General features: G+C 39.5%; 22 protein-coding genes. 3 read left to right on the top strand and 19 right to left on the bottom strand.

The genetic code is table 11. The annotated features are described in order from the left end of the window. Positions 1-41: 41 nt before the first annotated feature. From E2L03_RS00055 to E2L03_RS00135, 17 genes are all read right to left on the bottom strand, one after another. Positions 42-233, bottom strand: a complete 192-nt coding sequence (locus E2L03_RS00055) for a hypothetical protein (RefSeq protein WP_038479909.1) — start codon at positions 231-233, stop codon at positions 42-44. Continuing rightward, positions 230-1,312 carry a Rap family tetratricopeptide repeat protein gene (locus E2L03_RS00060; protein WP_166740157.1) on the bottom strand — a complete coding sequence of 361 codons (1,083 nt, stop codon included), beginning with the start codon at positions 1,310-1,312 and terminating at the stop codon, positions 230-232. The genes E2L03_RS00055 and E2L03_RS00060 overlap by 4 nt, the downstream gene beginning before the upstream one ends. 204 nt (positions 1,313-1,516) lie before the next feature. Then, positions 1,517-2,839 carry a TRAP transporter large permease gene (locus E2L03_RS00065; protein WP_134258384.1) on the bottom strand — a complete coding sequence of 441 codons (1,323 nt, stop codon included), beginning with the start codon at positions 2,837-2,839 and terminating at the stop codon, positions 1,517-1,519. Next, complete coding sequence (locus E2L03_RS00070) at positions 2,840-3,349, bottom strand: TRAP transporter small permease (protein ID WP_124742084.1); 510 nt, start codon at positions 3,347-3,349, stop codon at positions 2,840-2,842. Next, positions 3,346-4,377, bottom strand: a complete 1,032-nt coding sequence (locus E2L03_RS00075) for a DctP family TRAP transporter solute-binding subunit (RefSeq protein ID WP_134258385.1) — start codon at positions 4,375-4,377, stop codon at positions 3,346-3,348. The genes E2L03_RS00070 and E2L03_RS00075 overlap by 4 nt, the downstream gene beginning before the upstream one ends. 110 nt (positions 4,378-4,487) lie before the next feature. Next, positions 4,488-5,828, bottom strand: a complete 1,341-nt coding sequence (locus E2L03_RS00080; protein WP_078440310.1) for an FAD-binding oxidoreductase — start codon at positions 5,826-5,828, stop codon at positions 4,488-4,490. A gap of 29 nt (positions 5,829-5,857) precedes the next feature. Further along, entirely contained in the window at positions 5,858-6,187 is a 330-nt protein-coding gene (locus E2L03_RS00085) for a Zn-ribbon domain-containing OB-fold protein (RefSeq protein WP_038479921.1), read from the bottom strand. After that, a complete protein-coding gene (locus tag E2L03_RS00090) occupies positions 6,187-7,326 on the bottom strand; it encodes a thiolase C-terminal domain-containing protein (RefSeq protein ID WP_134258386.1) in 1,140 nt (379 codons plus the stop codon). The genes E2L03_RS00085 and E2L03_RS00090 overlap by 1 nt, the downstream gene beginning before the upstream one ends. Then, positions 7,323-8,807, bottom strand: a complete 1,485-nt coding sequence (locus tag E2L03_RS00095) for a class I adenylate-forming enzyme family protein (RefSeq protein ID WP_124742087.1) — start codon at positions 8,805-8,807, stop codon at positions 7,323-7,325. Before E2L03_RS00095 ends, E2L03_RS00090 begins: the two co-directional genes overlap by 4 nt. A 13-nt stretch (positions 8,808-8,820) precedes the next feature. Next, entirely contained in the window at positions 8,821-9,288 is a 468-nt protein-coding gene (locus E2L03_RS00100) for a PPC domain-containing DNA-binding protein (protein ID WP_124742088.1), read from the bottom strand. Between the two features lie 21 nt (positions 9,289-9,309). Beyond that, a complete protein-coding gene (locus E2L03_RS00105) occupies positions 9,310-10,083 on the bottom strand; it encodes an SDR family NAD(P)-dependent oxidoreductase (protein WP_134258387.1) in 774 nt (257 codons plus the stop codon). 37 nt (positions 10,084-10,120) lie between these two features. Beyond that, entirely contained in the window at positions 10,121-10,873 is a 753-nt protein-coding gene (locus E2L03_RS00110) for an IclR family transcriptional regulator (RefSeq protein ID WP_134258388.1), read from the bottom strand. A gap of 169 nt (positions 10,874-11,042) precedes the next feature. Beyond that, positions 11,043-11,492 (bottom strand): hypothetical protein, encoded by a 450-nt coding sequence (locus E2L03_RS00115; protein ID WP_134258389.1) that lies wholly within the window; start codon positions 11,490-11,492, stop codon positions 11,043-11,045. Next, entirely contained in the window at positions 11,489-12,280 is a 792-nt protein-coding gene (locus tag E2L03_RS00120) for a DUF3100 domain-containing protein (RefSeq protein WP_134258714.1), read from the bottom strand. The genes E2L03_RS00115 and E2L03_RS00120 overlap by 4 nt, the downstream gene beginning before the upstream one ends. 11 nt (positions 12,281-12,291) lie before the next feature. Then, entirely contained in the window at positions 12,292-13,170 is an 879-nt protein-coding gene (locus E2L03_RS00125) for an NAD(P)-dependent oxidoreductase (protein ID WP_134258390.1), read from the bottom strand. A 12-nt stretch (positions 13,171-13,182) separates the two neighbouring features. Next, positions 13,183-14,634, bottom strand: coding sequence for an aldehyde dehydrogenase family protein (locus E2L03_RS00130; RefSeq protein WP_134258391.1), 1,452 nt, complete (start codon positions 14,632-14,634; stop codon positions 13,183-13,185). Between the two features lie 149 nt (positions 14,635-14,783). Beyond that, positions 14,784-16,301 carry a helix-turn-helix domain-containing protein gene (locus E2L03_RS00135; RefSeq protein ID WP_134258392.1) on the bottom strand — a complete coding sequence of 506 codons (1,518 nt, stop codon included), beginning with the start codon at positions 16,299-16,301 and terminating at the stop codon, positions 14,784-14,786. A gap of 251 nt (positions 16,302-16,552) precedes the next feature. Between E2L03_RS00135 and E2L03_RS00140 the strand changes: the two genes are divergently transcribed. After that, complete coding sequence (locus E2L03_RS00140) at positions 16,553-16,981, top strand: cupin domain-containing protein (RefSeq protein ID WP_241741995.1); 429 nt, start codon at positions 16,553-16,555, stop codon at positions 16,979-16,981. Between the two features lie 49 nt (positions 16,982-17,030). On the opposite strand, the gene E2L03_RS00145 is transcribed toward E2L03_RS00140, so the two are convergent. Further along, positions 17,031-18,512 carry an exosporium glycoprotein BclB-related protein gene (locus E2L03_RS00145; protein ID WP_367613678.1) on the bottom strand — a complete coding sequence of 494 codons (1,482 nt, stop codon included), beginning with the start codon at positions 18,510-18,512 and terminating at the stop codon, positions 17,031-17,033. Between the two features lie 199 nt (positions 18,513-18,711). Between E2L03_RS00145 and E2L03_RS00150 the strand changes: the two genes are divergently transcribed. After that, entirely contained in the window at positions 18,712-19,296 is a 585-nt protein-coding gene (locus E2L03_RS00150; RefSeq protein WP_134258394.1) for a TetR/AcrR family transcriptional regulator, read from the top strand. Position 19,297: 1 nt separating this feature from the next. Further along, complete coding sequence (locus E2L03_RS00155) at positions 19,298-20,407, top strand: DUF418 domain-containing protein (protein ID WP_055737199.1); 1,110 nt, start codon at positions 19,298-19,300, stop codon at positions 20,405-20,407. A gap of 91 nt (positions 20,408-20,498) precedes the next feature. Here the strand turns inward: E2L03_RS00155 and E2L03_RS00160 are convergent, their stop codons facing one another. Next, complete coding sequence (locus E2L03_RS00160; protein WP_148305172.1) at positions 20,499-20,906, bottom strand: hypothetical protein; 408 nt, start codon at positions 20,904-20,906, stop codon at positions 20,499-20,501. Between the last annotated feature and the right edge of the window lie 6 nt (positions 20,907-20,912).

Here is a 20,912-nt window from a genome sequence, read left to right on the forward strand (position 1 = left end):
AAAGGTACAAAAGGATAAAAGATCCTTTTGTACCTTTTTCTCTAAAATTCTTGTTTTGGTGAGGACTGAGAATGAACATGGTCATATTCAAATTCTTGTTTTGGAGGAGATTTAACATCTGCACTGTAAAACCCGAATTCTTGTTTCGGACTGGCCTCAACCCCTGCTGATGGAAGTGTCAAAGATGCTACGATGAAAAAAGATGCAAAAACGATGGACATTTTTCTCTTCACGTTTGATCAACTCCTAGTATAATTCGTTTTCTTGACATTTCGAGTGCGTACTCAGAAAACAATAAAGCTGTTTCGAACTTATTTTGCTGCTTAAAGTAATTCGCTATTTCCTCGCCAAGCTCTTGGCAATCAAAGTAGTTCTCTTCTGATTCCAGTTTTCGTAAGCCTTGCTGTATCAAGAGTATATCATCAGTAAGATATAATCCGCGACAAATGAAGCATTTAGCTACTATCTCTTTTGATTGATGCTGTATGGCTTTAGCCTCTAATTCTTCTAGGCCACCTTTGTATTGCCCTGTTCTCATGTACAAATGAGTTAAATAATACTCTGCTTTTAAGGCTAAAGGCGATGTAGCGAAGGCTTCATAAGTAAGTGCTTCTTTAAAATAGCGTATCGCTTCATCAAAACGTGTTAACATAATGCGGTTTGCACCCATATTATATAAATTCAATGCATATGTGTATGGGAATGGTATAGATGCTTTTAAAATCTCGTCATAAAGACGTTCCGCTTCATCATAACGTCTTAGCTCCGTATTAATAGCAGCTAATACTTGTTTACACGTGATTTCATTCAATCGATACGTGTCATGCTTTTCAAAAAACTCTAATGCTTGTTCCATATAGGAAAAAGCAAATGTATATTGATCAATCCGATAATAACTGATACCTAACTTTTGATAGAACTCTGCTTTTTCTGCAGAATCATTTACTTTTTCAATTAAACGCTCTGCTATTTTATATGTTCGAATAGCTGATTTATAACGTCCGTGCATAAACTCTGCTTGACCAGAAACGTAATAATACATAAACCGTAAGTAATCATCTATTTCCACACAAACATCGTATAGGCTGTCTTCATCGACACTAGCACCTTGTTCGTATCTATTTCGTAATAATTGAAAGCGGAAATCAATTAACTGATAATAGGCCAACATTTTGTCATCAGGCTCCATTTGTTTAACGAGAGCCTCTACATCACTTTTTAATTCCTTTGCAGATTGAAGATCACCGCTAATCATACAACTATGCCACTGCACTAAACTTTCTCCAACGAGCTCTGCAGATAAGACGCTCACCATCATCCCTCTTTTCAAATTAGTTAAACGATTTATAAATAGTTTACGATTTTTATAATAGGAAATATACCCTTTTAGTAAAGGTACACGAATCTTCCATAATTTTATAGTACTTTATTTAAACCCGTTTAGCGTCTAACTTGTTTAAAAAAGGCAAAAAACGCCTTCTTAAGGCGTCTAAACGAATTACGGTTCTCTAAAAAGCTATACCCCTAGTAAATCTGGTAACGCATTTGAGAATATTGGAAAATACATCACGAGTACTAGTACAATAATGCTAGCCACTAAATAGGACCCTATACCTTTAACGATGCTTTCTGAAGATACGCCAGAGATACTGCTTGCCACAAACAAATTTAAACCAACAGGTGGTGTAAATAGACCAATGGCAAGACCAACTGTCATCATAACACCAATGGTGGTTGGATCGACACCCACTTCAAGTAGGACAGGCATCAGTAATGGTATGAATATATAAAACGCAGAAATGGTATCAATAAAAGCCCCGACAAGTAACAAAATCACTGCAACAAGAAGTAATAGAAGTAAGGGGTTTGTTGTTATTTCCAAAATACTTGTTGTTAAAGTAGCAGCCACTCGTTGAGTTGTAATGATATAAGAGAATAAGGAGGCAACACCAATGATAAGCATGATAACCGCTGATTGAACAGAAGCATCCACTAATATTTTCGGAATGTGTTTCCATTTCAACTCCCGGTAGAAAAAGAAACCGACAACGAGAGAATAAAACACGGCCACAACGGCTGCTTCTGTTGGAGTGAACATACCAGAATAAATGCCACCTAATATAATAATAGGAATCATTAGACCTAATAATGCTTTTAAAAAAGCTTTCATGACCTCTATAGCTGGTGCTTTTTCAATTGTCACAGCCGCTTCTCCACTATCCAAATGACGTTTTTGGTTCCTTTTATTTACGATCATACTTGCTATGAGTAAACTTATAGCAAGCAACACCCCAGGTATAATTCCTGCGATAAACAATCGTCCAATTGAAATGCTAATAATATCACTCGCAATAACACCAAAGATAATAAACGCAATACTTGGCGGTAGAATAATGCCCAACGAACCGGCACTAGCCACCAATGCAGAGGCAGAGTTTGCTTTGAATCCGTTCTTTACTAAGGCTGGTATTAAGATAGTCCCCATTGCTGCAACAGTGGCAGGACCTGAACCTGAAATGGCTGAAAAGAAAAACGCTGCTACAATTGTCACAATAACAATGCCATTTTTTCGATGCCCGAATGCTAAGTAGGCAAAATCAATCAAACGACTTGAAATGCCTGAGTAGCCCATAATCACACCCGCTAATACAAAAAATGGAATCGCTAACAACGTAAAGGAAGAAATTGAAGAATACATAATGCTAGGTAATAACGCGAGAGAGGCCATGCCTGAATCAATAAGTAATACGATGACGGCTGCAATGCCAAGAGCAAACGCTACCGGCAGATTCATAAAGATGAGAAGGAAAAAAAGAACAAACATGATCACTGTTAACATTTACATCTTCATCTCCTTTGAATCTTCTTCAGTTTTTGGAAGAGGTAGCTGATGATTTTTCTTTAATCGAATCATCATTACTTCAACTGTTCGTATCATACATAATAGTGAGCCTAAAGGAATCGCCCCTGTAAATATCCATTGTGGAATGGTTAATGCTGGTGTTACTCTGCCTCGTTCCATTTGATTCAACACAAGTTCCATACCAAAAATAAGCGTTAATGATAAAAAGAATAACATGAGCAGGCTAGTCAAGATTACAAGAACTCGTTGAGTTGTTGGATTGAATTTGGTGAAAAAATAGTGAAATCCAAAGTGAGCTTGGCGTTTTATAGCAATGGAAGCACCAACAAATGTAGCTAATACAAATAAGTTAATGGTAATCTCTTCTGCAAAAGCAAAAGATGTATCAAAGAAGTATCTTGAGAGGACGTTGGCAAAGGTAATACATGCCATCCCCGCCATCGCAACCATTACAATGGTATTCTCTATGTATGCTACGAGTTTCACCGTTCATCGACCTCGCTCCCATTTGCTTCTTTTAAAAACGTATCTAGCTGTGCATCTCCCCAAATCTCTCTAAAATGATCATACACATTTTGCGAACTCTCTCTGAATTGTTCGATTTCTTCATCCGTTGGATAATAGATTTCCATTCCTTTATCCTTTAGTTCGATAATTTGAGCCTCTTCTTTCTGACGTGTTAGGCGAATTTGATACTCATTTGCCTCCTTTGCAACTTTTTTTATGAGCTCCTGATCTGATTGGGATAACGAGTCAAATAAGTCTTTATTCATACCAAAAACAAGTGCATCATACACGTAGTTCCACATCGTCATGTACTGCTGTACTTCTATTAAACCTGCGGAGTAGGTAACGTCTACAGGGTTTTCTTGACCATCAATCGTTCCTTGTTGTAGCGCTGTATACACTTCCGAAAACGCCATTGTAATGGGGTCTGCTGACTGACTCCGGTAAAGATTCGTAAAAACCCCCATACTCGGTACGCGAATTTTTAAATGATCAAGATCTTCAGGAGTCCGTATGGGACGAGTGTCATTTGTAATTTGTCTAAAGCCACTCTCTCCAAAACCAAGAGGCTCTACCCCTCTTTCCCTTAGCATTTGATTAAGAATCTCCCCACTCTCACCATTCAATACGCGCTCTGCATCACTAAAGTCATTGATTAGAAAAGGAGCACTTAGAACCCCAAATCTAGGATCAATTCCTGCATAGATAATACTAGAGTTGTAAGAGAAATCTTTTAATCCATCCATTAGCTGTTCCACTCCAGCTTCAGGGTTTCCAGCAGATAATTGTTCATTCGTATAAACATCTACTATAAACCGCCCATTGCTTTCTCTTTCTAGATCCTCTGCAAACTTTATTGCTCCTGCATACCACGTTGAACCTGGTCCCACCGTTACCGTCATGTTCCATTCGTAGCGTTCTTCATTCATTGATGCATTCGTTGTGCACCCTCCTAAACTAATGAAAAAAAGCAAAATTAAGCTTTTGTTTATGAGTTGTTTAACCATCTCAACCTCCTTTTTCTAGCAATTATTTAAGCGCTTACATAATTGCCGATCTCCGGCTGGAGACTAAAACGAGTTCCTTCTCTAATAAGAGAAATGTTTTTACGAAACAGTTATATGAAAATATTCTTATTAGGATTAAACAAATTAGTTGGGTCCAGAGCACGCTTAATCGACTTCATTACATCTAATGCGTCGCCATGCTCCTCTTCTAAATATTTCACTTTTCCCACACCTACTCCGTGTTCGCCTGTGCATGTTCCATTAACATGTAAGGCAAAACGAACGATTTTTTCGTTATATGCAGCTACATTGTCTAGCTCATTTGAATCTTGTGGGTCGACTAAAAGTAAAGCATGGAAATTGCCATCGCCTACATGGCCGACAATGCCTGCTTCAATATGATGTTCAACAGCCGTTATTTGTGCATGTTTAATGGCCTCAGCAAGGCTTGAAAGAGGGACACAGACATCTGTCACCATTAATTTCTTTCTTGGTTCACTATGTGAAAAGGCGTATGCCACATTGTGTCGTGCATGCCATAATGCGCTTCGTTCAGCATTGTCTTTAGCATAATGAAATTCAGTGCTATTGTAGTCATTCATGATGCTTTCGCAGAACGCCAGATCATGCTGAACCGATTGTGGATTACCATGGAATTCTAAAAATAACGTAGGGCTTAAAGGAAATTGTGTCTCATTATGCTGATTCACTTTCATCATGGATATCTCGTCAATTAGTTCAATTCTGGCAATAGGGATTCCAGCTTGTAAAACAGCTGTGACTGAAGAAACAGCGTCGTGAAGTGATGGAAACTGTACACGACCAGCGACAATCTTCTCTGGGATGCCATAGACCTTTAACGTCATTTCTGTATAACAACCGAGTGTCCCCTCAGCTCCGACAAATAAGTTCGTTAAATCATAGCCAGACGATGATTTAACGGCTCGGTTTCCTGTATGAATAACCGTTCCATCAGCCAAAACGACTTCAAGATCTCTCACTTGATCTCTCATTACACCATATTTGACCGAATTTGTTCCACTTGCATTTGTTGAGGTCATTCCCCCAACAGTTGCATTTGCGCCTGGATCCACAGAGAAAAACAAGCCGTATTTCTTTAATTCCTGGTTCAGTTGATCACGGGTGACACCAGGCTGTACGGTCACTAACAGATCTTCAGGATCAATGGACAGAATCGCATTCATTTGGCTAAAATCAATCACAACTCCTTTTTCATAGGGAATGACATGCCCTTCTAAACTTGTACCCAAACCATATGGATATATTTTTTCATTAAAACGTGCAGCTAGTTTTACGATGGAACGAACATCCTCTTTAGACTGAGGATAGACAACAACGTCTGGCAAGGATGGCTGGTGATAAGATTCGTCACTACTATGAAGTGAGCGCTGTGTTTCATTAAAATAGACGTTTTCCTTACCTAGCTCCATCACCAATTTTTCTATAAACGGGGTTGATTTTAGTGTTCCCACGATACGTCCTCCTTTTTTGTTAGATAAGATCCGTCTGTTATATCCACTATACGAACATTGTCCCCAATCTTAATCGTAGTGTCGGTGCATCTAGCTGACAATCGCACACCTTTGCGTATGTCTATTAACACAATAACATAGGGAGAAAGGGCTTTCAGTTTCTCTGGAGCCGCGTAAATCGTTGTATGAGAATAGACAATTCCTTTTCCATCTATTTGTTCTTCAACGTGCTTGTCACTTAAACAGTTTGAACAATAGAGCTTTTGCTCTAGCCATACATGCTGACAATCAAGACATGCGTAGAGAGGAATGTTCATTATGCACCTTCCTTTTTAAAGAGATGAACGAGTGAATAAGCACCTGTACCACCTAAATTTTGTGCTAAACCAATCCGCGCTCGTTCCACTTGATTGCAAGCTTCCCCCCTTAATTGGCTTATAATTTGCACAATTTGAGCAATACCCGTTGCTCCGATAGGATGACCTTTAGACAGTAAGCCACCGCTTGTATTTACAGGAATGTTCCCTCCATGTTCGGTTAGTTGCTTTTCAATTGCTTCAAACCCTGTACCTTTCTCAAAAAAACCAAGTTCTTCGATTGCGATAATCTCAGTCATTGAAAAGCAATCGTGCAATTCAACCACATCTACATCTTTCGGTTCAATCGATGCTTGTTCATATGCTTGTGTTGCTGCCTCATACGTAGCTGGTATCCGTGTTAGGTCGTTCACTTCTTGCATTATGGGTGTGCCTGATGCTTGACCTGAAGCAATGACCTCAACTCCGTTTTTCGTATTACCCTCAATGACTACAGCTGCAGCCCCATCTGTTATTGGGGAGCAGTCAAATAAACCAAGAGGATCTGTAATCATTCGAGCATTCATAATTTCTTCTAATGTTATCTTCGTATTAAATTGCGAAAGCGGATTATGCAGTGCATAATGTCTGTTTTTGCGCGCAACCATGGCTAAGTGCGCTTTTGTTGCTCCGTATTGATACATATAGCGATTGGCTACGACACCGAAATAACCCGGAAACGTTAATCCCGTTTTTGACTCCATTGTGCTATTATCCATAGCATAATTAATCGCTGTGATGACATGATTCGTATGAATATGAGTCATTTTCTCTCCACCAACAACAAGGACCGTTTTGTACTCTTCTGCTTTTAGTAATTGATAGGCTTGACGAAACGCGATTCCACCTGAAGCGCATGCTCCTTCTGTTTTCATGGAAGGAATATTTCCGAAACCTAATTCAGATACAAGGATGCTTCCTAAAATTTCTTGCTGTTCTAAAGGTCCTCCCATAAAATTACCAACAATAATGGCGTCAATCTTTGGCCTACCCGCATCAATTATCGCTTGGCGAGATGCTTTTAAAAGCAAGGCTTTCAATGAGTCATTGCTTTTCCCAAACGGCGTCATTCCTATACCGGTTACAGCAACACGAGTCATCCTTTCACACCCTCTTCATAGGACTTTTTTAATTCTCTTCTTAAGATCTTTCCATAAGGGCTTTTTGGTAAAGATGGAACAATTTCTATATATGCCGGTTTTTTATAACTTGCCATATGCTCCTTACAGTGAGATACGAGCTGACTTTCTTCCACAGTCATGTTGTTTTTTAAAACAACATGAGCATAAACGGACTCACCCCACTTCTCATTCTCGACACCAAAGACACAAGCCTCTTTTACTGCTTTATGAAGATTAAGTGCTTCTTCCACCTCTCTAGGGTAAATGTTCATACCACCGCTAATAATGACATCGTTTTTTCGATCAATTAAATGCAAATGCCCAAAAGGATCGATCCAACCTAAATCCCCTGTATAAAACCAACCATCTTTTATAGCATTGCTTGTTGCCTCTTCATTTGCCCAGTATTTATCCATTACTAAAGGTCCTTTACATGTAATTTCTCCAACTTTACCTTGATGAACTTCATTTCCATCTTCATCACGGAGAATCATTTCCACCATTGGACCAACTGCACCACACGATGAAAGGTAATGAGGAAGTTTGTGTTTTGGCATAATCGTAATGGCCATCGGCGCTTCCACCAACCCGTAAGTCTCAGCGAATATTGGACCCAGTTTGTCAAGAGCCACTTGTAATTTTTCAGAAGCGATTGGTGCTCCTGCCATATTGATTGATTTTAGAAAACGTAGCTTTCTAGGTTCAAAAGATTCCTCTTGAATCATTAAATTAACGATAGTCGGAACCATAAATATGGTTGTTACTCGCTCTTTTTCAAGCTGATCTGCAATGAATTTCGGATCGAATTTGTCGAAAATGACTTGCTTTAGTCCAAAGAAAAGAGCACATTGCGCTAAGAAATTACTACCGTGAGTTAATGGCGCAACGTGACCAATGGTATCCTCATAACCCAGCTCGCATGCCATTATGAGTGATTGTGCAGAAGCGATAATAGCACGATGAGATAATACAGCTCCTTTAGGTCTACCTGTCGTTCCCGATGTATACATAATAGCAAAAGAATCTGTATCTATGACAGAACAATCTGGGTATTCAGAATCGGTGTTTGCCAAAAAGGAGTTATAGTCGTTTTCGAACGTAACCCGATCTCCTGTGAAGTTAATAGTTTTTAATAAGGAGATTTCACCGATAACTAAATTCGCCTTGGCGTTCTCTAAAATAAATTGTATCTCTTTTGGGTGAAGCTTTATATTAATGGGTACTTTAATCAATCCTGTCATGGCTACAGCAAGATCAATAACAATATGTTCGACTCGATTTGCTGACAAGATGCCAATTCGGTCTCCCTTTTGGAAGCCTCTAGATAGTAAAGCCGAAGCTAGTTGACATGCCTCTTCTTTTAGCTGTTGATACGTTAATTCACGTCGTTTATCAACAACAGCTATTTTTTCTGCATATTGGGTACATGTTTTTTTTATTATTTGTGAAAGCGTTATCAAAAAAGCGCCTCCCTTATGTAGATTTAGAAGTAAATGAGATGGTTTTATAATTTAAAGCAGCATTATATTTACGTACGGCTGTTACATCATGTGAGAAGATGATCGTAAATTCAACAGTTATGCAAACTTTATTGTAGCCTCTTAAAAAATGACCAGCATGAATACTTCCATCCATCCGCTCGACAATACCGTGTAAATGCATATCAAGCTCGCCGCTCTCATCTTGACAAATAAATCCAGTCGCTTGGATTAACTCGACAGGCTCATCAATCATGAAAGGTTCCGCATAACCGTCTGGTTTATTTTTTTCATTTACTTTAAAGACAGTAAATCCAGTTGTATCTAAGGAACCAATACACGTAACCATTCCTGAATGAATGTGTTTTTCTTTACAAATGGAAAGGATGCCGTCCATTAAATCTTCTGCAACATCTAATGATCCATATACGACTTGATTGTTCATCGTTACTTGACTACTCATACGTGTATCCTCCCCCTATTGTTAGCCAATAGCAGAACCTCCACAAACTTTTAGAACTTCTCCTGTGACATAATCTGAATATGAAGAAGCAAAGTATACTACGGCACCGGCAATATCCTCTGGGTTTCCCATACGATTAATGACTTGATTACTTAAAGGATAATCAAGGTCCTTGGTAATTTCGGTTTTGATTGGTCCTGGTGCAATACTATTACATGTAATGCCAAGTTCACCGACTTCTTTCGCAATCCATTTTGTTAACGCGATGACTCCGCCTTTAGAAGCAGCATAAGCAGGACCAGATCGGGCAGATTTTTTTCCATTATTATAGGACAAAGGGCCACCCATAATACCTGAAATAGAACTGACATTAATAATTTTTCCGTAGCCTTGCCTTTTCATATAAGGATAAATAGCTGCTTTTGACATAAGGAACGTTCCACGTAAATTAGTATTAATGTCTCGATCCCACATCTCCTCTGTCATCTGTTCAAGGTCTAATCTTGAGCATGTACCTGCATTATTGACAACGACATCAATTGATCCAAACCGATCATAAACGTCTTTCATTAATTGTTTAATCATTTCACCATTTTTCACATCAAGACTTACACTCATCACTTCACTTTTGCTACTTTCTTGAAGCTGCTTTACTGTTTCTGCTGTCTCCTCACAATTTAGTAGATCCACTAATACAACATGTGCACCTTCTTTTGCAAGTGCGATGGCAGAAGCCGCTCCAATTCCTCTCGATGCACCTGTAATGATTGCAACTTTTCCTAACAATGCCGCCATGCTTGTCATCCTCCACTGTCACGTATTGGTTGGACATCTAATCACTCCAACCAAGTGTGTATGATATTTTTTTTGCATAATTGACTAATTGATTAATGGTTGCTTCGGTCTTCTCGGGATCTAACCGCATTTCTACACCTGCAACACTTAATGCAGCTACCACCGTACCTGACGAATCATAAATCGGTGCTGCCATCCCCTTTAAACCAATCAAATATTCTTGATTATCAATGGCATACCCTTGCTTCCTAATTAACGCTAACTCGTCGAGTAATGGTTGTTTTTCTGTAATCGTGTTATTCGTCTTTTTCTCAAGCTGCACTGTACGTAGATACGTTTCTAGAAGCGATTCATTTAAATGTGCTAAAAATAGTTTGCCTGAAGCAACCGTATAAGAAGGCACTCGATCTCCAGGACCTAATACGATTCGAACGGTCTGCGAGCTTTCTACTTTCGATAAGTAGGATACAGAAAAATTGTGGAAAGTCGAGATTAGCACACTCTCGCCTGATTCCTTCGCAAGCGCTTCCAAAAAAGGACGTGAATCACCAACAAGGTCGTAATGATTTTCGGCCATTTTTCCTAAATCAATAAACTTATAAGACATTCGATACTTATTAGTAGGCAACTTTTCAACTATACCACTTTCAAGTAATGTAACTAAAAACCTGTGTAACGTGGTTTGGTTAAGCCCTAGCCCTCTAGCTAATTCAGTTGCTGTTTGCGGCACTTCACATAGCGATTCAATAATATCAAATGCCTTACCTAAACTTTTATTTTGATACTGCATCGTCCACACTCTTTTCAAATAGTGAAAACATATTTTCTTTATATGAAAACCATAATACACAATGAATTATCTGTCAATATAAATATTCTGATTTATTGAAGAGCTAAAAAGCTTGTCAACATGAAGTTCACAAGCTTTGTTCATTTTTTATTGTGGCAATGTAGAGTTACTAAATAATCCCTTGAAAGGTTAGTACTATTTGTGCGATCACGGCAGAACCAATCAACGTTCCAAATAACACACAAGTTGAAACGATCATGGCTCTCCACCCCATGGAAACGAAGTCTGTCCATGAACGACCGATTGCAATTCCAGCATAGGCTAAAATCGGTGTAGCAATGGAAAGCAAATTAATTTCGTTTGTGAAGGCACTAACACTTTCTCCCCAAGGCGTTTGAGGTAGTGATGCAATGATTCCAATAGCAATGACATACACCACACTGGGAACGTTAATCGGGATAAGCTTATTTAATAATTGCCCAAGCCCTGCAATAACAATTAAAATAAGCATGCCTGCCATAGATTGTAGCGAAACCATTCCGTCTCCGACGACATTACCGACGTAAGCGACCGAGCCAACTACAAACATTAAAAGAAAGTATTCATGCAGATTTTTCATTCTTTTCCCTCTCCGCCTTTCCATTTTCTGAAGACTGTATAAAGTTTCTCGGTCATTGGTAATGCGATAAACATACTGACAAATAAGCCTGTAGAATAAGTTAGTAAATTACTGGCTCCAGCAAAGGCAACAATTTGTGGTTCTAGTTCCGGGTAAAGACCAACAAGCGATCCAACAGCAGCTGCCATCATACTTCCACTTCCAACGCCAGCTGCCATCGCGAGGCTTAGTGGGTGAAGAGGCGTAAAGCTTGCTAGAAAACCAGCAATTAACCCATAAAACATGGCACCAAATACTGTCCCAAAGATATAGACTGTGGTTACTCCTTTTCCTTCAGGTGATTCAAATCCGTATTTGTCATAGATTAACCCAAGATTCGGCTCTCGACCAACAGAGTGGGTCATGCCAATGGCTTCCCGCTTCATATTAAACAGTAATACTGCGATTGGCAGAGCTAAAAAAATGGTACCGAAATTTCCCACCTCTTGTAGCAATAGGGCTGGACCTGCGGCAATTAAATCTGCTAGACCAGGTCCAATCGTTACACCAATTTTTGCTATAAGCAGGGTTACACTTAACGTAATAATTGGTTCAGCATGTTTGGATTGTTCTTCTTTCACTAGAGGTGTGAAGAAAAGAAGTAAACCTATTACAATAGCAAACAACATAGGGAGTAGCATAATAACACCAGGACCGATCTCGATACGAATGGTACCAATAGTTTCTGCAATAAGGACGACTCCTAGCACTAATAGGTGAAGTCGCCAATCTTTAATAAGGTCCATCATGGCCAATCAACCTACCTCCTTACTTCGTTTGCAATAAGTGAATAAACAGCAGTTGAATCCAATGAAGCTTTTTTTTGTTGCAATGCCAGGCGATAAAGCTGACTTACAATTGAAGATACAGGCTGTGGGGTAGTCGATTGATTCGATAGTTTCATGTAAAGTTCAAGATCTTTCGCCATGTGTGCCAACGAGAATAAGACGTTATCAAAGGATTCGTCCTTTAAGTTCTCACCAAACACTTCCATAGCACGGGAATGTCCTGAACTTGCCTCTAATACAGAAAATAATGTTGAGGCTTCTACCCCTTGCCCCTCTGCTACAACCATTGTTTCACTAAGCAAGCTAATCATGCCTGCAACAATCATATTATTGCAAAGCTTAACCGTCTGACCTGCTCCAGATGAACCTATATAACGAATCTCTTCACCGATTACTTTTAAATAGGGCAAAGCAGCTTCATAGGCTTCTTTCTTTCCACCGACCATCACCGTCAATGTGCCAGCTTGAGCTCCAGCTGGTCCACCACTAACTGGACAATCAAGAAAATGAACGCCATACGCACTTGCTTCTTGCTGTAGGTTTTTCGCTGTATCCGTGTCCGACGTCCCTACATCAAATACAAAAGTGTCTGAGGAAAGATGAGCAAAAAGTCCGTCTTTTCCACTTAAACTATCAACAAGAAGTTTTGGCGTTGGTAGTGAAAGATAAACCGCACGAACATCTGCTGCAAATGCCTTCGTACTCGAAACAAAGTGAGCGCCTAACGATTCTAACTCCTTTTGGGTCTTACACATTGGGTCACTTACATAAACTGTATAATTAGCTGCTAGCAAGTTTTTCACCATACCAGCACCCATCGCACCACAACCAATCATTCCAATAGCTGTCATGATCTTCCTCCCTTAAGGTTTCATATAAACTGCTTTTGTGTCTAACCAAAAATCAAGAGCTGTACTACCTTGTTCACGTAAACCAATACTGGACTGTTTTTTTCCGCCAAAAGGAAGTTGATTTTCATAATAATTTGATGGTATGTTTACATGAACAACCCCAACTTCAATTTGTTTAATAAATGCTTGAGCTTTCGCTAAATCATTTGTATAGATGGATGAAGATAAACCAAATGATGTATTATTCGCAAGTTGAATGGCTTCTTCATACGTTTGAACAATCATGACAGCCACTACAGGGCCGAATATTTCTTCTTGAGCAATCGCCATATCACTTGTTACGTGACTGACAACAGTAGGCGCTACAAAATATCCTTTATCAAGCCCATTTTCAGTGAGTCGTTCACCGCCACATTCGATCCTCGCCCCTGCTTCTTTCGCACTCTGAATATAGTGCAAATAGGTTTGCAGTTGTTTTTCATTGGCAACGGCACCATTATCAATTCCTTCCTCTTGTCCATATCCAACACGCACTGCTTGAGCGGCTGCTTTAAGCTTTTGTAACACGACTTCTGCAATCTCCTCTAGCACGATTACTCGGCTTGTTCCTGTACAGCTTTGGCCGTTGTTATACATACCACTACTAATAATGCCTTTAATGGCTTCATCAAGATCGGCATCTTCTAGGAGGATCGTTGCATTCTTCCCTCCAAGTTCAGCTTGCATTTTCCCACCACGTGCTGATACAGTTTGTCCAAGTTTTAATCCAACTGCTGTGGAGCCTGTAAACGAAATTGCTTTTAATGAAGTGTTTTCGCCCATTTCTTTACCAACAATATTCCCATCACCAAAGACTACGTTTAATACTCCCGCTGGCATACCTGCTCGTTCAAATAGCTCAACTAGCTTAGCGGCAATATGCGCCGTATCATTTGGCGGCTTGTAAACCACTGTATTCCCTGCAAGCATAGCCGGTGCAATTTTATAGACACCTATACCTAATGGAAAATTGAAAGGCGTAATGACTCCTACTGCACCCAATGGTTCTTTAAGAGTATAGGTGAAATAATCCGGATCAATAGAAGGAAGAGTTTCTCCTGCTAGGCGATTCGCAGCACCGCTAAAATGTTTTAAAGCTTGAATTGTAGCATCTACTTCTTTTTCACCTGCGTGTATCGTCTTACCTACTTCTTTTGAAATTAAAAGGGCTACGTCTTTTTTCTCATCTTCTAGTAAGCGTATAAGTCGATAGAGAACATCAGCGCGCTGTATTGGTGTAATCGAACGCCAATAAGGGAACGTTTCTTCTGCTACTTTAATAGCAACGCGGGTATCATTTACAGTAGAATCGGGAAAGTAGCCAAGAATGTCGTCTGTGTTTCCAGGATTGATACTAGCAAAGGTTTTTTCACTTTCTGAAGGAATCCATTTTCCTCCTATGTAATTATGATATGTATCTGCCATATTCGTTTCACAACCTCCTAATTAAACATACACTTATCGTAATATTCAAATTAAATAAGATGTATAGAGATCGTCACAAAAAAAGATACGGATCTATAGGAACGTCCACATTGCAGAAACAAGTATAATCATTTATCATCTACAACGGTTTATTCTCGCAATTTACATAATTTCAATGCAACAACTAGATCTAACCAATCCTCTTCAACGTCAATGGATTTATAAGTAAGATCTTCGACTTTCTTAAATCGTTGGTATAACGTATTTGGATGAATGAACAAAGCATCTGCTGTCTCTTTTCGGTTTCGATTGTGATAAATAAACATCTCCAACGTCTCCATTAATATAGGGTAGTCATGTAACGTTCCAAGATGATCGCAGACAAACGATCGTTTGTGGGTCCCTTCTATTTGTGTTAAAAGTCTATTAAGACCGAGTAACTGGTAACACTTTATTTCTCCCTTTCCCGCTAATTTCCACGCATTCATCGCTTCTTGAAAAAGTTGTTTATAAAGCATGATTGGTGCAACACGACTGATTCCTAATTTGTCACTGTCACCTTTTATCAGCTTACCTAATATTGCATCTGGAACCGTTTGCTTTTTTTCTAAAAAGAGAACCCAACATTGGTCATACGAAATCAGTTTCCACTGTTTAGAGAAAGTCGATACAGATGATTGAATAGTTTGATGCTGGGAATACAAATTTCGTTCTTGCTTTTTCCAAACGACACACGTTACCAAAGTAACAGATGTCATTCCCCAAAAATCTTCAGCATAATCATTCGTCTCTAAAAAATGTTTGAACCGGTCTTCATTTTTTGCTAGTTTCGTCGTCAAATGTTTATCCTCATAGGTCATAAGGATTCCAATAGCTTTAGCAGCTTCTTCAATATAATAAAGCTCCTCAACTGTGGGCTGCTGTTTCATTAATAGCCAGCCTCTATGAGAATGGTAGCTTTTTATTGGAAATGAGACATATCCCTCCATTGCAGTTTCATTATAAAGTACGGAACGATCTTGTAGTAAACGAGATAAACGCCGTACAATTTTCTCTAGATTCCCACCTTCGTGAAGAACTTGATAAAAATAATTTTTTGCCTCTTGTTTTACCGTGTACGTATGAAGCTTACGTTTATGATGTTCAAATTCTTCTTCTTTTTCTAAGGCAATAAGCGCATACTCTAGCAACTCGGATACAAGGTATAGATCTTGTAAGGTAAATGAAGACAACGATTGACAACGATTGACTGTTAATGTGGCAAAACACTCTCCATGAAGAACAATGGGTATGCTCATAGAGCTGTAAACGGTCTGATAAGCAACGCCTTCAAGATAATATTTTCTATTAACATCTGAGATGTTTGACATGGCTCGCTCTACTTCTGTTGGTTTCAGGAAAAGTACCGGTGTTTGTTCGTTGTACACTGAACCAGTTATCGACTCTCCAGGAGAAAAGGCTACTTGATAAAGCTGTGGTGAATGATTTCCTATACTGCTCTTCAAACGTAAGACATGACTTTTTTTATCGTACGTATAAATTAATACCATATCTGTATCTTGAATAACCGTTGCTACTGCATTAGTCAAAACATGAAGAATCTGATCGACTCCCTGCGCTTTCATAAACGCTCGTCCAGCTTTTCGTAGCTCCTGCTCATATCCCACTTTAAATTTCCTCCCTTTCTCATTTCATGTTTATTTAAAGATATTTATTTATTATGAAGGATTACTGCTACAACATCTACTGAAATTCAAGTAAGTCTTAAACTGCCGATTGTAGACTTCCATTTATAGGCTAATTTGAACATTCCATTAGCCTACTTCATAGTATAAAAGAAATTAAAATAAGGAGACGATAAATTATGTATAACCATCATAGATCTTCACGCTTGCCTCATTTTCATCAACCTTATAGGATGGGCATGCCTTCATATTCGTATCAAACAAGGACAGACTTCGGAAACTCCCCTTTTACAGTAAATATATCAGACGCCGCTAAGCAAAATCAGTATTATCGAACAGCTCTTTGGACGGGAGAGCATTTACAGGTGACATTAATGAGTATAAATGTAGGTGATGATATCGGCCTCGAAATTCATCCAGATACAGATCAATTTTTACGAATTGAACAAGGTCAAGGTCTTGTTCAAATGGGGAGTAACCCAAACCACCTTCATTTTGAATCTGGTGTATCCGCTGATAGTGCTATTATGGTTCCTGCTAACACGTGGCATAATGTCATTAATACAGGTCCTGTTCCACTTAAATTGTATTCAATCTATGCACCTCCCCATCATCCCTTTGGAACGGTTCAGCCTACAAAGGCAGATGCAATGGAAACATAAAAGAAAAGGAGAAATGTTTCAGAAACATTTCTCCTTTTCTCTTTTTTATTTAATTTATAGACAAGCCTGCACTTGCATACCCTGCTACAGTATTCAATAACGTAACTCCGGCCGCAGTAGCCGAAAAGACGATTAATAAACGGTCTCCTGTCGTTACTGGGATAGATAAACCAGTTGCATTCCCTGTTGAAATCGCTCCAATCGCTAACGTACCCGTTAACGCTGGCGCTAGAGTAACAGAGGCTCCCGGTATTGCTGTAAGGGTATTTGTTGCTGCCGGCCCAGCCGAACGAAAGACTTGCGCTGTTATTGTAACGGTTGTGCCAATTAGTGTTAAAGCAGCAGTAGTACTAAATAATGCTGATAAAGAGGTAATCACACCGTCTCGTGGTACTAAAAATGCAAAGTTTAATAATGTGCCTGCAGCTCCAGTTAAATCAATGGTATTACCCCCAATTAAACTTAACCCCGTAACAGAGTTTCCAAATCCAACTAAACTCGTTGTACCGACTAAGCCACCTGCGATTGTTGTTAATGCCGTTGGTAATCCAGATGCAAATGGAATGATTGCACCTGCACCATCTAAACCTGTCGCTCCTGTAGGTCCAGTCACGCCAGTTAACCCAGTTACTCCTGTTGCCCCTGTAGCACCAGTGACACCATCTAATCCTGTTGCTCCTGTAGGTCCAGTCACGCCAGTTAACCCAGTTGCTCCTGTTGCGCCAGTAACTCCAGTCACGCCAGTTAATCCCGTTGGTCCTGTTACGCCTGTAACTCCAGTTAACCCAGTTGCTCCTGTTGGCCCAGTGACACCGTCTAACCCAGTCGCCCCCGTTGCGCCAGTAACACCAGCTAACCCAGTTGCTCCTGTTGGCCCAGTGACACCGTCTAACCCAGTCGCCCCCGTTGCGCCAGTAACACCAGCTAACCCTGTTGCTCCTGTAGGACCAGTAACACCGTCTAATCCAGTCGCTCCTGTAGGACCAGTAACACCGTCTAATCCTGTTGCGCCAGTAACACCAGTAACACCGTCTAATCCTGTTGCCCCTGTAGGCCCCGTGACGCCGTCTAACCCAGTCGCTCCCGTTGCGCCAGTAACTCCAGTAACACCGTCTAATCCTGTTGCCCCTGTAGGCCCCGTGACGCCAGCTAATCCAGTCGCTCCTGTTGCGCCAGTAACACCGTCTAATCCTGTTGCTCCTGTAGCACCAGTGACACCGTCTAATCCTGTTGCTCCAGTAGGCCCGGTGACGCCAGCTAACCCAGTCGCTCCTGTTGCGCCAGTAACACCGTCTAATCCAGTCGCTCCTGTAGGTCCAGTTGGCCCGGTGATACCACTTCCTGGTCCAGTAGGCCCTGTTGGACCAGTTGGTCCGGTGATACCGGTTATTCCACCTGATGGTCCAGTAGGTCCAGTAGGTCCTGTTGGACCAATTAAGTTACCATCACCGCCGTTTGTGGCTGTTCGCATGAAATATTGAATGTTCGAACAAGGGTTGCCAAAATTGTATCTTGAGAATTTATACTTCATCATACCAATCTCCTTGAAAAACCTTTTTCATCTATCTTTATGAAAATCTGGTTTAAGTGGAACACCATTAGCCCAATTTTAGTCCGTTTTTCTCTTTTTTCTGATAATAAAATAATAAATTTAAAAAAACGCTTGCAAAAAAAGCATACCTCCTCTATTATTTACTTACCGGTAGGTAAATAATAGAGGAGGGCTTTTTATGGGTAATAAAGAACAAACGTATCAAGATATTATGGAGACTGCTTTTAAGATGTTCTCAAAAAAAGGCTTTGATCAAACGAGCTTGACCAATATTGCCACAGAGGTAGGCATTTCGAAGCCAGCAATATACTATTATTTTAAATCGAAGGATGAACTAATTAAAACGTTGTTTGACACACTCGTAAAAGATATTCAATCCGTTACGTTAATCAAGGTAGAAAACATGACTGCTCAAAATATTAAAGAGCTGATGTACGATATTGGAGAAAAGGCGATAGATCGGCAAGAAAAAGAGCGATCATTTAATCAATTGTTTAATCATTACATTTTGCTTGCTTCACGTGACGCTTATTATGCAGATCAACTTGTTCGTATTCAACACTATTTTTTCAATACCTTTTATGATGCACTCAAACATGCAGTCCAGATTAATGCTATTAAGGATGAGGCGATTTTAATTAAATCACAAGTACTTGCTTTACTTTTTGATAACATCACAAATTACATCTTAACTGGTATGGAACTAGACTATAAAAAAATTTGGAAAGAAGCTGTAGATAATACATTAAGAGGTATTGAATAGAATGAGCAATAGTCGTCATACACGATTAGACGGACTAGACTTAGCTCGATCATTCGCGATGTTCGGCATGCTTATTATGAATTTTATCGTTGTTACAGGTGCACAAGGGAATGGACACTTCCTTTTAGTGTCCATGACAAATTTAGTCGAAGGCCGTGCAGCAGCAACCTTTGTCACATTAGCAGGCATCGGCATCTCTCTTATGACAAAAAAAGCTCGAGTCACTTCAGATCTACAGTTACGTAAAAATAATAAGATTTCTTTAGTGAAACGTTCTCTTTTCTTATATATAGTTGGCATGCTTTTATACACACTTGGATGGGACGGAGACATCTTGCATTATTACGGTGTATATATGGCATTCACTGTACTTATTCTTTTCTCATCACCAAAAACCATTATCACGATTTCAATTGTTTTTGCAGGTATTGCTCAGTTTTATCAAATTTTTTTCAATTACATGAACGGATGGCATCCTGATCATCCATTTCTAGCCTATCTCGATTTTTGGACGTTAAGTGGGTTTCTAAGGAATTTATTTCTAAATGGCTACCATCCCGTTTTTCCATGGATCTGCTTCTTAATGATTGGTTTGTTAATCGGAAGATTAAACTTACGTGACAACAAAATAAGAAATAAGATACTGCTTTACAGTACGACTTTGTTTATTATTTCCGAACTATTGTCTCGTCTACTTATTTCTTTCACAACAGATACCTTACTTGACGTGACGAGCGCAACATTTCTATTTGCAACTGGCCCCATCCCTCCAAATCTCTTTTATTTACTTTCAAACATAGCTACAGCACTTGTCATCATTGTTTTATCCTTATATATAGCTGAAGTCTATGCTGACAATTGGTTTATTCGTTCACTTATTTTTACTGGGCAACTAACGTTAACTCATTATGTAAGTCATGTGGTCATCGGCATTGGACTTCTGCTGATCTTTGATAAAGTCGTTCTCTTTAATGGTTTTGAAAGCCAGCCTCTTTCCTTTACCGTTCTTTACGCTTGTGTCTTTTTCGCAGCAAGCATTCTTTTTTCTACTTACTGGCGCTTACGATTTCGTCGTGGTCCTATTGAAATAGTCATGCGCAAATGGACATAAAAAAATGAGTAAAAAGCCACCCTGAATCGTTATGCACAATTAGGGTGGCTTAGATTTGTAAATACTAAAGCCTTTTCGTCTTGTTTATTCTTTAATTGACCAGTGTCGCATGGAGGATGTGAATCCGAACGGTCGTGTCTTTCGTTTGTTCGCTCACAATAGTCCAATTAGGTGAAAGCATTGATGTAAATTCCTGTAGTTGTTCTTGACTTAAGAGAATATCGTCAAAACGCGATTCTGTCATTTTGTAGTCCGTACCTTCTTCTAACCCATACTTTAATCTAAGCAAGCGCTTGATTCCAAAGTTAGAGGCAAATTTAATTTTATAGCCCGTTTGAATAGCTTCTTCTATCTGCGTAGCGTTTTCAGTAGCATATTCAACAAGGTCATGATAGTCAAAGGTTTGGTCGAATTCATTTAACCCTTCCGTGTCTTCGTGTTTAAGAAGTTCTAGAAGCTTTTCATTTTTCATTCCATTCGCACGGAGTGTTTCAATCATAAACGC

The sequence above is a fragment of the Shouchella oshimensis genome (genome assembly GCF_004375095.1).
Classification (GTDB): domain Bacteria; phylum Bacillota; class Bacilli; order Bacillales; family Bacillaceae_D; genus Shouchella; species Shouchella oshimensis.

Bases quoted from the DNA above. Each gene is read 5' to 3' on its own strand.
- E2L03_RS00065 (WP_134258384.1), bottom strand. From the start codon at position 2,839: ATGTTAACAGTGATCATGTTTGTTCTTTTTTTCCTTCTCATCTTTATG.
- E2L03_RS00075 (WP_134258385.1), bottom strand. From the start codon at position 4,377: ATGGTTAAACAACTCATAAACAAAAGCTTAATTTTGCTTTTTTTCATT.
- E2L03_RS00080 (WP_078440310.1), bottom strand. From the start codon at position 5,828: ATGGAGCTAGGTAAGGAAAACGTCTATTTTAATGAAACACAGCGCTCA.
- E2L03_RS00085 (WP_038479921.1), bottom strand. From the start codon at position 6,187: ATGAACATTCCTCTCTACGCATGTCTTGATTGTCAGCATGTATGGCTA.
- E2L03_RS00090 (WP_134258386.1), bottom strand. From the start codon at position 7,326: ATGACTCGTGTTGCTGTAACCGGTATAGGAATGACGCCGTTTGGGAAA.
- E2L03_RS00100 (WP_124742088.1), bottom strand. From the start codon at position 9,288: ATGAGTAGTCAAGTAACGATGAACAATCAAGTCGTATATGGATCATTA.
- E2L03_RS00105 (WP_134258387.1), bottom strand. From the start codon at position 10,083: ATGGCGGCATTGTTAGGAAAAGTTGCAATCATTACAGGTGCATCGAGA.
- E2L03_RS00110 (WP_134258388.1), bottom strand. From the start codon at position 10,873: ATGCAGTATCAAAATAAAAGTTTAGGTAAGGCATTTGATATTATTGAA.
- E2L03_RS00115 (WP_134258389.1), bottom strand. From the start codon at position 11,492: ATGAAAAATCTGCATGAATACTTTCTTTTAATGTTTGTAGTTGGCTCG.
- E2L03_RS00120 (WP_134258714.1), bottom strand. From the start codon at position 12,280: ATGATGGACCTTATTAAAGATTGGCGACTTCACCTATTAGTGCTAGGA.
- E2L03_RS00125 (WP_134258390.1), bottom strand. From the start codon at position 13,170: ATGACAGCTATTGGAATGATTGGTTGTGGTGCGATGGGTGCTGGTATG.
- E2L03_RS00130 (WP_134258391.1), bottom strand. From the start codon at position 14,634: ATGGCAGATACATATCATAATTACATAGGAGGAAAATGGATTCCTTCA.
- E2L03_RS00140 (WP_241741995.1), top strand. From the start codon at position 16,553: ATGGGCATGCCTTCATATTCGTATCAAACAAGGACAGACTTCGGAAAC.
- E2L03_RS00145 (WP_367613678.1), bottom strand. From the start codon at position 18,512: ATGAAGTATAAATTCTCAAGATACAATTTTGGCAACCCTTGTTCGAAC.
- E2L03_RS00150 (WP_134258394.1), top strand. From the start codon at position 18,712: ATGGGTAATAAAGAACAAACGTATCAAGATATTATGGAGACTGCTTTT.
- E2L03_RS00155 (WP_055737199.1), top strand. From the start codon at position 19,298: ATGAGCAATAGTCGTCATACACGATTAGACGGACTAGACTTAGCTCGA.
- E2L03_RS00160 (WP_148305172.1), bottom strand. From the start codon at position 20,906: ATGATTGAAACACTCCGTGCGAATGGAATGAAAAATGAAAAGCTTCTA.